This window comes from Calothrix sp. FACHB-168 (genome assembly GCF_963889195.1).
GTDB classification, from domain to species: Bacteria; Cyanobacteriota; Cyanobacteriia; order Cyanobacteriales; family Nostocaceae; genus Aulosira; species Aulosira anomala_A.
Genome location: NZ_CAWPNJ010000070.1, coordinates 20,038 through 32,996, shown reverse-complemented (window position 1 = coordinate 32,996; position 12,959 = coordinate 20,038). Strand labels below are relative to the sequence as shown.

The following is a 12,959-nucleotide window of genomic DNA, read 5'->3' as shown; positions in this document are numbered from 1 at the left end:
ATTGATTCTCAAGGTCGTGTAGTTAACACCTGGGCTGACATCATCAACCGCGCTAACTTGGGTATGGAAGTCATGCACGAGCGTAACGCTCACAACTTCCCTCTAGACTTGGCTGCTGGTGAAGTTGCTCCTGTTGCTCTGACTGCTCCTGCTATCAATGGCTAATTGTCTGAGATAACAATAGCTTCTCTGTGAATTGAAAAGCGCTCTCCCGGTTGGGAGGGCGCTTTTTTATTGTTTATTAGTCAGGACTTACGCAACGGTAAGGTCAAAATGTAGAAGAGGACGCAGAGTTCACAGAGAGAAGTTCTGAGCGCCGGAAGCCGAAGCTCAGAACTTCGGTGGAAATAAGAGTTTGAGAGATTTTGTGCCTAAGTCCTATTATTGGAAATGGATTAGCGGGGAAATGCGAATAAAAATTATTAACTGTCTTTAGCAAGAATCAAATTCAGTACATTTAACTCATTAGAAGTTAAGAGATAGTTTCCTGTAAAAATTTTTTTTCTCATCTCATCTAGGCTATAACTTCTAAAAAGAACAAAAGGGAAATCCTTATATTTATGACCAATAGGGAGTATGTTAGCTACAGGATAAACTGACTGAATATAAGTAGCTAAAATATCTCTAAATCTTTGGTCTTCTGGTTCTTCTGAATTACTATTAAAATATTCACTTAAGGCTTCATGACTAATAAATGTAAATAATGGTAATGCGTAATATTGATCAAAATGATGACTTTGCTGCTCGAATATTTGTGTTTTATTAGGTTTTTCATTTAGTAAAGTTACTAAGTTGATAGCCTCCCTAATAGCAGAGCGCAGATTTTCTGGAAATTTATGACTCCGGCTAATGTCGTACATCTTGTTCAGTAATTCACCATTTTCATAAGAAATAAGTTCCTGACCAAGACGGATTTTATAGTTTTCTTCTAAAGTTTTATCTATAACAGGAACGACTAAAACACTTCCATTAATGTAACCTGGTTCAACAACTTCAAAATCTAATAAACTATCAAAACTGTTGTTTACTAATTTCAAAAATTTGTCTGTTAATGAAGTTCGTAATTCAAGATAAGAAATAATTGTTGATTGATTAGATTGTTTTGGATTTAAAATAATCTCGGATGAACTCAAGAGTTGTTTGAGGCTTACATAAACTTCCTGTAAAATCTGCTCGTTACGGCGTCTGTCATATTCTTTTCTTAATTGTTTAAGCAAGCTATCCATCTTACTACTAAATGTCTGTCCTGCTGCAAATATAGACTTTCCTCCTATCGGAATCATTATGTAATTGTCCGAACCTATTTGTCCATATCCCTTAATGCGGGTCATTATAGAGGTTTTTAAAATGAGTAATATATTTAAAAGACTTAGCTTTCCTTCCTGCAAAGAAAGCTCAGAATCATTGCTATAGTATATTGTTTCTTCAGAAATATAAAAAATTAATTCTTTGTCCTCGCCATCTAATGATTTATCACCACGACCTCTGTAAATAACCTGAATAATCTCCATCAGGTTTTTTTCAATCTCAAAACGAGGAATGTCAACTAAAATGTGCTTAGTTTTAGGAAATGATAGTCCTCGACTAGCAGAAGCTGTCATGAAGACAACTTTGACATTATTTTTATATTGGTTGATTTCTTTCTTCTCTTGTTCAGAAAGATTCGCATGAATTTCTAGATAATCTTTATGATACTGGAAGTCTTGACGAATCTCCTTTATCTTATCAATCAAGTCAGCTAATCTTGTCTTATCTTGTATATATACAATTATTTGTCCAGTGGTTGGTTTATTCAAAAAATTATTGATATCTTCTACAATTTCAGTTTGTACACGAGATCCTAAATTTTTATTGCGAACTTTAAAAGCTTCCTTATTAAATTTCAAAGATTCAATAAATATTTTATAAGTTATGCCTAAACTCTTAGCTGGGTAAGAGTTAGCATTAATTACAATCGCTTTTAAAGTATTAAATTTAAACTCCTTAATAGACAAAGGTAATGTCTCATCTAAGACCTTTCTAAAAAAGATTTTATTCGGTTCAGCAGATGTTTCTGATAAATGCTGCTGGATCACATCTGAATCAACAATAGAAGCATCTGCTACGATAACTTTAGTATTAAATCCATGTAGAGAATCAGTTAAACCATAGTTTCGTAAAATTCTACTAATACCATTTAAGAATTCAACTCCACTATCTTCTCCTGTAATCTCGTCTATCATGAAAAATAGATTTTTTATTCTCTGAGATAAGAGTTTTATTTTGTGAGAATTAACTTTACCTTCTCTCTCGTTATAGTAATCTTTAAAAATTTTTTCAAAGTGATAAAGTGTATCTTTACCTCCTTGAGTCTTCTTTAAAGATTGGATGGAAACTGTTGCTACTATATGATTAGATACTCCTCTGTTAACAATTGTGTAGATTGCTTCACAAATAGTATCTAAAACACCTCGATTATTTTGTCCAATATCTTGAATTTGGTCTTCTGCTATTCTTCTGAAGCTGTTAGTTAATTCATAGTCATCAAGTTCATTTTTTTGATTAATGAAATTAACTGTCTGTTCTATAAAATTTTCGTGTCGTAAGTTTGAGAGATAATTTACTGTACATTTTCCACCATTATTTTTAATCAGATCGGCATTTGTATTAATAGTAAATATTTTGTCATTAGCTAAGCTAGTAGCTTAGTTTGTTCATTGATGAATTTCTCAACAATGTCTAAGTTGACTTGTTTTCTAGGACTGACATAAAAAAATAAAAAACCTTCATCTAGACAATCTTGGCTTTTAAGAAAGTCTGCGATCGCAGTAGTCTTACCTATCCCAGGATTACCTGTCAAAAAAATATAAGTAGCATCAGAATTAAGTACCTTTGTAATTAATTGTGCATGAGCATTTCGCAACTCAGATTTTAATTCAATGTCCAAACTTATAGCTAAATCATCTGGTATTGTATCTACAGAATTAAAAAAACCTTCTAATTTTTCTTTATGGGTTATAGGCGTTATACCATCTTTAGAAACGTTGATAATTTGTTTCACAAAGTCACTACCGTTATGAAAACTCCTAGCTGCGTTACGCTTGATCAAATTTAAAACCTGTTGTCGCGCGTCTTTAATATCTTTATCACTATAGTTATGCTTATAAATATGTGAACAACTTGCTAAGACATTTAAATTCTCACTGCCAACAGACATTGTACTGATAGCGCGATCGCTAAATCCAACCACATTAAAAATTACTGAATTTTCATCTTGTATAAGGTATTGTTCACCTAAAAATTTATAAAAACTGTAGGCATAGCTAGCTGCTTGGATTAATTTTATACTTTCTTTATCGTGACGCTTAAATGCTGTAAAATAATGTGACAAATCAGAGGAAAAATTAACCCCTGAACTCTTAGTATCTAAACCCAAATTAGCAAAAACACTTTTTGACTTTAAATAGCTAATTTCACTTAGTAATAAATTTCGTAATACTTCAATACTATTCACATCTACTAAATCTCTAATTGATTTAATAGAAAATACAGATAGATCTACACATAAAATCTTCAGTTGCTTGCCACACTGAAGTAAAATTAAGGTATCTGCATTCAAAAATTCGCCTTTTTCGGCGTATTTACCAATGTCAAATGCTGAGTTACTAAACTGTGATAAAACCTCTTTAAAAACCTGGTTTGGTCGTTTTGGATAAGTTCCTATACTGTTATCATTTGAAAAATAGCATTGATAGTAAAGAATCTCTAAACGTCTTAGTTGACTTTTGCTCCATCCTGTTGATTTAATATACTCACTTAAAAAGTTTAGTCCAGCTAGGAAACCTTTTTGTAAAAAAAAGGTACTCCATTTAGCAACAATTTGTCGATGCTGTTCGCTAATAACTTTTTCTTTATCAGCAAGTCGTCTGAGCATTTTGGAAAAACTGAGATTTTGTAAGTCTTGGCGATACAAATCTCCAAATTTGTGCCTTATTTGATTCTGTTGTATATATGCAAGTATACCAACATTAAAACCAACCTCAAATAGTCTTCCTAAATCTTGACCTAAATTTTCTTGTGTCATGCTTATTTACTATCTGATTGTACGTTTAAAGCTTTTCTAACTTGGGTCAAAAATGCAACCATGTTAAAATTTACTTTGCCTGTCATGTGATTGAATATAGATAAGGCTCCTACCGAATCATTGCCAATTAAATTCTGGTATGGATCGAGTTTTAAACTGATATTTCTATCTTTTCTAGGAGCAGCTTCATACTGAGAAAAATGCCAAAGAGTCAAATAATGTAATAAGTCATTTTTTAATTCACTGTTAGCAATTAACCCTGTATATATATCGGTATCATCGAGAATATCTTTATAAATATTTAATAGCGTAGCGTAAGATATTACACCATTGTAATACTGATCGTTTCCTGGAACAGTAATTCCATTAAATAGGTTGAAAAAGACGACAGCTTTTTTACTAGGATCTTCGACTAAACTTGTCAGTTCTGAGGTATCTTGTATATACAAAGAACTAGACTTTAAATCTCTTAGCTTGACAACATAATATTGGTCAAAAAATACTGGATATATTTTGATATCATCTCGATTTCCCTTTAAAGAATTTATTAAAGGTTTAGACATAAAAAAGAGTTGATCGTCATCTTCACTCCTAGTCATATTTAAGGTATTAGTATAAGGAGACTTAGCAATATACAGAAAGTGTCTGTATCCTTTCTGATAAAGATTATTTACTTCATCTATCAAAACTGTTGGGTCGTTATACATATTTTGGCTAGAATAATTATCAGAAAAAGTTTTGAATTTATATAATCGAATAGTCCCATCTAATTGACGATCGATACCCACAACTTCTCCTAGCAAATTAGAAATTTTATAGTCATCACCTCGCACGCGATCGCTTTCTCGGCTAGATACTACAATAATTGCTAACTTTTCAAGCTGAGGAGATTGCAAATTATCATTTAATTTAAATCTTTTAGGTAGTACAGAATACAGAGAGCTTAAGCCATTGCGAATTTTGAATTTATTTATACTCTTAATGCAAAATCCTTGGGAATTAGAGCGATGATCCTCATTCAGAAGATGAGATATCCCTACAAATAAAGATTTCATAAACTCTTCTTCTGGGGCGGTGTCTTGCTTGTCAGTCAGATGTAATCTAACTATTGGGACAAATAATTTACGTGGCGAATAGTCGAGTAATATTTTGAGACAAGTATAAGCAAGGAGCGAAAAAGTAACCCTGTAAATAAAAGCTTTTGGAGAATCTAGATTGTGAAAAACTTGCTCTCGCAGGCGTTGGTAATTATAGGTAAATTTAAAAAAACTTTGCTTTTTAAACTTGTTATCAGAAGTCTTTTGTTTAAAATTATTATCAGAAATTCTTTGACAATTTTCTTCTTGAGGTACTAAAAGTACAGGGATAGTATAGATATTTCTGATATCATACTCCATACTGAAGCTTTGGCTATCTTCAGTAGAGAAGTATTGAATGTCACTAATATTAATACTTGCAGGTAAAGTACATAAGGCAGTTGTATCAACACTAGAATTATCAACAGATATATACTTGAGAGACTGTTTCAGATTTGTTTGCAATACTGGCTTAAATAAAGTCTGACGGTTACGGATAGTATTAATATCTCTTTCTAAAATTCCTTGTTTAACACTAATATGTATAGGGTAAGTTCTTGGCTGAAAAGATTCTTTTTTGAGAAGAGTTTGGAGTAGATCCTTAAGTTTTTTTATTTTTCCATGAGCTTTATATTTTTCTAACCCTCTTTTGATATTTTTCAATACTGTTTGTTTTTTAATATCATCAGATCCCTGAAATATAGGCAGAACTTTTTTTTCAAAGCTATCAATTGGATCGTATTCTAAATCTGGTAGATTATTTTCCTCAGATGAAGGCTGTTTACTCGCAAACACAAAGAAATATAAAAATGCTATTTTAAAAATCTTTTCTATAAAAAACTTACTTCTAAATGTATCTTCAAGCTCTTTCTTATGTTCAGGATTATCTGAATCTAGTAAATTAAGATAATATTCAAAAACTGAAATACCACCTTGTGACTGTACTTTACCATCAAACTTGATTTTTAGCCCAAATATAAACTGCTGTTTTCCTTGGTTCTCATCTGTCGTTTCTCCCAAATAACCCACAACTAAGGGAATAATAGGAAGCATATCTAAAGCATCTGCACGAGAAAACATCTCTCGATAGTTAAATGACCTACCTGCATAATTAACTTCATAATGTCCATCTTCTTTTTGAGGATCGTTGATATACTCTTCTATTAATCTAAGTCGGCGAATTAGGTCTTCAAGATAAATAGCATTTTGATTTTTACCACAGTTTTCTTTGAGGAACTCTAAATATTTAATTTTGGCTTCTTTCTGAAGTTTACCTAAAGCTTCTGTATCCATCAATTTTTGAATATGATAAAAATCTGATTTGGAGTTGCTAGCTAAATCATCAAGAATGTCGCTCAGTTCTTCACGGTTGCTATCAATCTCAGAAGCAAATTCAATATTAATGAAATTTTGTAAGCTCGATTTTAATTCTGAAGTAAAAAAACGAGTATTTTCAACAGTTATTGTGAGTTTGTGAAATTTTAATAATGGAATACTAGCAATCTTAGATTTTTGTATACTTAATCTTTGCTTTTGTAAACCTGGATATGGCTGCTTAAAGGGATAATTAAAATTTAAGTAGTTATCTATTTCGCCTGTAAAACTAGACAAGGATGTTGATAAGTCTGCAATATACTGTTTTGGAGTTATATCTGGGCTGATTTGAGTAATAGCAGATTCTAAAGCATCTTTTAGCTGATTTCGTATCTGTTGAACTAAGTTATTAAAAGAGTCTCGTGAAGCTTTGCTAAAGTTAATGCTGGCTGATTTAGCGCTACTAGAAGAACCTCCTAAAGGATTCTCAATTTGTAAAGATGCTACCTGAAAAGCTATTTCATCAATATCAATTAGAAGGCGGTTAGTGTCATTAACTATACTAAACGGATTTTGAGACTGTTGATTTTGCAGTACTGTTAAAATCTTTGTTAGTAAATCACTGTAGTCTAAGCTGACTAACCCATTACCACTATCGTCTAAAATATTCAATTTGGTTACTCCTCGTTGTGTTGAACGGGCATTAAAAGAGATTATTTATTGTCAATCTTAACTTTATATTGGCATTTAATAAATAAACCGCCAAGTACGCCAAGTACGCCAAGAAACAAAGAGGTAATCATTTAGTGAAAGTTTATAGAGAATCGGTATTAATAAGTTTCCATAATCATTAGGCTTCATATTCTGTTACAAATTTCCTGGAATTATGGTGCTTCCTACTTGGTTTAAATCAGCTATCGCTTCAGGACTAATTTTAAATATCACTGTTTTGGCTCATATCAACTAAGTTTATCTTTATACGATCGCCTGCCAAACCCCACTAAACTAGAAAGTAAGATGCTGGGACAAGTCGATGGAAGCTACAACAACCCCTTTACCTTCTATACTCAAATTAAAAATCGAGTTGACTGACGAGCAGTTTTTCCAGATATGTCAGAAAAACCGCGATTATCGATTTGAGCGCTCAGGATCAGGGGAATTATTGATTATGGCACCATCAGGCAGCGATACAGGCAGGCGCAATGTTAAAATCACTACTCAACTTGATATTTGGAACGAGCAAAATCATTTAGGTGAAGTATTTGGCCCCTCTGCTGGCTTTAAACTACCTAATGGTGCAGAACGTTCTCCAGATGCTTCTTGGGTAAAAGCTGAACCCTGGAATGCGTTAACCCCAGAACAACAAGCAAAATTTGCGCCGATTTGTCCTGATTTTGTTGTAGAGTTACGTTCCCCTAGCGATTCTTTAAAAGATTTGCAGGAGAAAATGCAAGAATATATTGAAAATGGCGCTCGCTTAGGTTGGTTAATTGATCGCAAAAATCAGCGCGTAGAAATTTATCGTCCAGGAAAAGATGTAGAAATATTAGATAATCCGGTAAGTTTATCTGGTGAAGATGTTTTACCTGGATTTGTATTAAATTTACAGCAGATTATGTAATTTTAAAATTTTTTAAATTAATTTTAGGATTGATGAGTTTGTTTCACCAATTCATCTAATTCTTGCTGCATTTGGTTTACAACTAACTCATAACATGCATTGACATAGTTGCGATCGCTCGCCGCTTCTCTACCGTAATGTTCAAATTTAATCGGCGGACATATTCTTGTATGTATAGTCACAGGGAAAGGGATGTTTGGCAATGGGCCGATAGATAATCCCCAAGGTAACCCAAGGTAAATTGGAAATACTACAGGATCAACCCCAAGTAACCAAGGCATCCCTAATTTGTGGAGTTGCTGCAAAATGTTATAACAATCAGTCAGCACAATTAGGGTATCGTGGGCACCAGAGGATATTACTGGTACGATTGGAACTTGTTCTCGCAGCGCTAGCTTAATAAATCCTTGTCGTCCAGCAAAGTATATTTTGTTGCGTAAACTATATGGACGAAAAACATCTTCTGCACCGCCAGGATATACCAGCACGCTAGCACCACTACGCAAAGCCGCATAAGCCATTTTTGGATGAGCTATAATCGCTCCCCCCTTGGCTGCTAATTCTGCTATTGGTGGCGTTACCTCCCAGACAGTGGGATGCATTAAACCGTAGACTGGTTGCTCTACACCAAATCTTCGGAACCAGTCATACATCATCATCAACATATCCGGCGCTGCTAGTCCCCCATTGTGGGAACCAACAAATAAAACTTTTTCTTGGGGTGATACATGCTCCCAACCACTAGTTTGCACGCGGAAATAATGGTCATAAAACCACCCAAGTATGGGCATGATTGATTCGATGAATCTCGGATCTCGCCGATCCAAAGACCAACCAAGTTTTGTATCGAGATGATGTTGTGTTTCTGACATTCACGAATCTTAACAGGAACAGGAAAGCTCAGACAATGATTCCTGTAGAGATTTCTAGACAATTGCGGAAATTTCAGTAGATTTACGCATTTGCAAAATTTCTTGAGCTGCGCGATCGCATACTCCTACTTCTCCTAAACATTGGCGCATTTCTTGATAATCTTGGAAAATTTGCTGTTTTTTCTGGTGATTCAGCAATAATTCCATCGCCGCTTGGGTAATATTTTCGGCTGTGGCTGCTTCTTGTAATAACTCTGGGACAATTTCCCGCATCACTAGTAAATTTACTGGTGATGCAAAGGGAATGGAACCTTTGAGAATTTTCCGCGCAATCCAAGCGGTAATCGGATTCAAGCGATAGACAACCACTTGCGGCACATTTAACAAAGCCAATTCTAAGTTAACCGTACCTGATTTAGTAATCGCGAAATCAGCAGCCGCAAAAACTTCTTTTTGTTGTCCAGATAAAACGGTAGCTCGTAAACCGTAATGCGCAATAGCTGTTTCAATTGGCTGTCTAAAATCCTCTAAAGATAGGGGAATCCAGAAATGTACCTCTGGTAATTTAGCTTGTATCGTTTGTGCAGCTTGAAAAATTATCGGTAAGAGATATTTTAATTCTTGCTGTCGAGAAGCAGGTAACAAAGTAACTGCGATCGCCTCATCTGTAATTCCCAATTTAGCGCGGGCTTCCTGGCGGCTGGGGGCGCTTTGCATCCGGTCAACTAGAGGATGCCCTACCCAGGTGACATCAGCCCCTGAGGAGCGATAATAACGGGCTTCTTGGGGAAAGATAGCTAAGAGTTTCTGAGTAAAGCCGACGATACGGTGAGTATTGCGCAAACTTATCGACCATACCCACTCTTGGGGTGCGATGTAATAAACTACTGGCACATCGGGCAAATTTTGCTGCATATAAGTGCCAATACCCAAATTCGGACTCATATAGTCAATCAACAATACCAAATCTGGGGGATGTTGTTTGAGAAATGCGATCGCTTTGCGTTGTACTAGAAGAGTTGGGATTAAATAAGGCAGGGCTTCTAAAATTCCCATTGAGCCGATGTGACTCGTATCGCCGAGAATAGTTGCGCCAGCTGCGGCCATTTTTTCGCCACCCAGCGCCACAATCTCCAATTCTAAGCCAGCAGCCACAGCTTGACGCTTGAGCGCCGTAATTATTAAAGCACCTTGCAAATCACCAGATACTTCGCCAGTGCTGATAAATATCCGCATTGATTAATTGGGGAGAAGTAAGAAATATTTTTTTATCTCACGCAGAGGCGCAGAGGCGCAGAGAAGAAGACATGAGAGTTTTATGCAAAATCTCTCTTCAAATCTTTTCCTTTGTGTACTTCGCGCCTTTGCGGTTCGTTTTTCTGAGTTTGAGTTGAGAATTGAGTCCACAACTCAAACTTCTGTTTCCACTTACGACTCATCACCACCAGAGCTGATTTTACCCTTACCAGGAATTAAACCTCGTCTTCCCGGCATTTTAGAAAGTAGTAAAAAGCGCCGCAGGTGTTGTAACTGTTCGGTATCGCCTAAAATTTCTAACTGTTCCAACGCCTCTTTAAAGCTTAAGTTAGAGCGATAAATAATCCGAAAGGCTTTTTTCAACATTTGGATCTCATTTGCATCCATCCCAGAGCGTTTTAACCCCACTAAATTGAGGGTGCGGACTCTAGCAGGATTACCTTCCACAAGCATATATGGCGGTACATCGCGGTCAATACGTGCCATCCCGCCAATCATGGAATGTCTGCCAATCCGGACAAATTGGTGAACTCCTAAAACCCCACCTAATCTAGCTTTGGATTCGATGTAGACATGACCTGCTAAGGCCACTGAGTTGGGGATAATTACATGGTCTTCAATGATGCAGTTATGAGCTACATGGACATAAGCCATCAGTAGGTTACCGTTACCGATGATGGTTGCTTCTCCCGCACCAGTAGCGCGGTTAATGGTAACATATTCACGAATTTGGTTATTGTCACCAATTTTGACCCAGGTAGGCTCTCCTACATATTTGAGATCCTGGGGTTCCATGCCAATAGTTGCACCAGGGAAAATCTGATTTCTTGCCCCAATTTCACAAGGCCCTTCTAGCACTACGTGAGCGCCAATTATGGTTTCCGGGCCGACTTTAACATGCGCTCCAATCACAGCATAGGCACCGACTTGCACTGATGGGTGGAGTTCCGAGTTAGGATGAATTACAGCAGTTGGGTGAATAAGCGTCTTCAAGGGTGAATCTCCAGAACTGTCTTAAAAGCCTGCGCCTTTAGAGGTTGCAAAAGCAGCGCGATGCTGGGGTGAACCCCATTGTCGTGACTACCATCCCCATTCAGGCAACGGGCATTGCGGAACGTTGAAATACTTAGGTACTGAAAAACTAGGTCTTCAGCGACCGAAGTGTCGGGCAAAGCAAGTTAGGTGTGAGGGCGAAGAAATTTAAGAAATTATAAATTGCTATTGTGGCATGTTTATTTTACTGTTATCCTTTTTCAGGTCTCAGTAAAGGCACTTCACGGCTGTGCCCTTACCACAAGAGTTAGGTTTTTAGTTTACTAGAGAAAACATCAATTCGCCTTCAGCAGCTAACTGACCATCTACTTCAGCACGACCTTGCATTTTACCGAAACGACGCTGTTTAACCCACAACAGTTCCACGGTCATGATTAGCTGATCGCCGGGGACTACTTGGCGACGAAAGCGAACTTTATCGATACCAGCAAAGACAAACAGTCCATCGGTGTCATAACCTGGTAGTTGTCTTAAAACTACACCGCCTACTTGTGCCATTGCTTCCACAATTAACACTCCCGGCATTAAAGGTCTTCCGGGGAAATGACCTTGAAAGTGGGGTTCATTGATGGTGACGTTTTTTACACCAACTGCTGATTTGCCGGGAACATAGTCAATAATTTTGTCTACCAGTAAAAACGGGTAGCGGTGAGGTAAGAGGTTTTGAATTTCTTCGCTAGTGAAGGTTGTTTTTACCTCTGGTGTATTTTCAGCTTCAACGATAGAAGCAGTGGCGATCGCATCGGTGGAATTGGCTTCTGTAAGGGTTGTCATGGGCTGTGCGTTTGTTTTAGAATCTGGAATCGAGTCAGCGAAGGAGTCCAAGATTTTAGATTTTGGATTTATTGAGCAATCTAAAGCCCCAAATCTAAAATTCTTTGTGCCAGTTGAATATGTAAATTGTGGCTGGCTTTGTACGCTAAGAAGTGAGCCGAGGGAATATTTCCCACTAAACTCAAATCTCCTACTAAATCCAAGATTTTATGACGTACTGGTTCATTTGCAAATCTTAATGGTGGATTTAACCACCCATCGGGACCGCAAACAAGGGCATTTTCTAAGCTACCACCCTTAATTAAGCCAGATTTTTGCAAATATTCTAGTTGATGCAGTAAACCAAAGGTACGCGCCGGAGCAATTTCTGCCGCAAAGCTAGCAGTAGATAGCAACCAACTGTGCCATTGATTACCTATTGCCGGTAAGTCAAAGTCAATCCCGTAGCTAAAGCGCGTTTCCGGTGCGGGGATAGCTGCAACAAAGGTATCGCCCTCATAAATCCAAATTGGCTCTTGAATGACTGGGGATAATTGACTGTCATTTGTGGGTTGTGACAGCAAGCCAACTGCAGCGATACTTTCTGCCCAGATTCGTGCCGAACCATCTAGCAAGGGTAATTCCGCGCCATCGATTTCAATTCGGGCATTATCCACACCCATACCTACCAGCGCCGCCAATAAATGCTCTACAGTACGAACGCTGACTTCACCTTTACCCAACTGGGTAGAGAGAACTGTTTGACTCACTGCTGCAACTTGGGCGGGAATAATTGGCGCATCTGGTAAATCCACGCGCACAAAGTAGCGCCCGCTACCCAATTCGGCTGGTAGTATCCGTACATGGGTATTCACACCGCTATGCAGCCCCACCCCGGTTTGCGCGATAGATGCTGCTACTGTGTGTTGTTGCATAAGCAAAAAGTCACT

Annotated in this window: 10 protein-coding genes; 2 read left to right on the top strand and 8 right to left on the bottom strand. The window is 37.0% G+C overall.

Annotated elements, in window-relative coordinates; genetic code table 11:
• The coding region (locus AACW45_RS32855) for a photosystem II protein D1 (RefSeq protein ID WP_190631589.1) at nucleotides 1-165 on the top strand (165 nt) is incomplete at its 5' end.
• Between the two features lie 257 nt (nucleotides 166-422).
• Here AACW45_RS32855 and AACW45_RS32850 read toward each other — a convergent pair.
• From AACW45_RS32850 to AACW45_RS32840, 3 genes are all read right to left on the bottom strand, one after another.
• Nucleotides 423-2,222 (bottom strand): helicase-related protein, encoded by a 1,800-nt coding sequence (locus AACW45_RS32850; RefSeq protein ID WP_306415019.1) that lies wholly within the window; start codon nucleotides 2,220-2,222, stop codon nucleotides 423-425.
• Between the two features lie 449 nt (nucleotides 2,223-2,671).
• Nucleotides 2,672-4,063, bottom strand: coding sequence for a hypothetical protein (locus tag AACW45_RS32845; protein WP_306415018.1), 1,392 nt, complete (start codon nucleotides 4,061-4,063; stop codon nucleotides 2,672-2,674).
• 2 nt (nucleotides 4,064-4,065) lie between these two features.
• A complete protein-coding gene (locus tag AACW45_RS32840; RefSeq protein WP_190637325.1) occupies nucleotides 4,066-7,125 on the bottom strand; it encodes a hypothetical protein in 3,060 nt (1,019 codons plus the stop codon).
• Between the two features lie 361 nt (nucleotides 7,126-7,486).
• Here AACW45_RS32840 and AACW45_RS32835 point away from each other — a divergent pair, with 361 nt between their 5' ends.
• Complete coding sequence (locus tag AACW45_RS32835) at nucleotides 7,487-8,074, top strand: Uma2 family endonuclease (protein ID WP_190637323.1); 588 nt, start codon at nucleotides 7,487-7,489, stop codon at nucleotides 8,072-8,074.
• Nucleotides 8,075-8,097: 23 nt separating this feature from the next.
• On the opposite strand, the gene AACW45_RS32830 is transcribed toward AACW45_RS32835, so the two are convergent.
• The 5 genes from AACW45_RS32830 to lpxC all read right to left on the bottom strand — a co-directional run bounded on the left by AACW45_RS32830 (nucleotide 8,098) and on the right by lpxC (nucleotide 12,944).
• Nucleotides 8,098-8,946: a lysophospholipid acyltransferase family protein gene (locus AACW45_RS32830; protein ID WP_190637321.1), complete on the bottom strand. Its 849-nt coding sequence runs from the start codon at nucleotides 8,944-8,946 to the stop codon at nucleotides 8,098-8,100.
• 54 nt (nucleotides 8,947-9,000) lie between these two features.
• Nucleotides 9,001-10,182, bottom strand: a complete 1,182-nt coding sequence (lpxB, locus tag AACW45_RS32825) for a lipid-A-disaccharide synthase (protein ID WP_190637319.1) — start codon at nucleotides 10,180-10,182, stop codon at nucleotides 9,001-9,003.
• 192 nt (nucleotides 10,183-10,374) lie between these two features.
• On the bottom strand, nucleotides 10,375-11,196 hold the full coding sequence (gene lpxA / locus AACW45_RS32820; protein WP_190637317.1) for an acyl-ACP--UDP-N-acetylglucosamine O-acyltransferase: 822 nt from the start codon (nucleotides 11,194-11,196) through the stop codon (nucleotides 10,375-10,377).
• A 315-nt stretch (nucleotides 11,197-11,511) separates the two neighbouring features.
• Nucleotides 11,512-12,030, bottom strand: a complete 519-nt coding sequence (gene fabZ, locus AACW45_RS32815; RefSeq protein WP_190637315.1) for a 3-hydroxyacyl-ACP dehydratase FabZ — start codon at nucleotides 12,028-12,030, stop codon at nucleotides 11,512-11,514.
• 80 nt (nucleotides 12,031-12,110) lie between these two features.
• Entirely contained in the window at nucleotides 12,111-12,944 is an 834-nt protein-coding gene (gene lpxC / locus AACW45_RS32810) for a UDP-3-O-acyl-N-acetylglucosamine deacetylase (protein WP_190637313.1), read from the bottom strand.
• Nucleotides 12,945-12,959 lie beyond the last annotated feature (15 nt).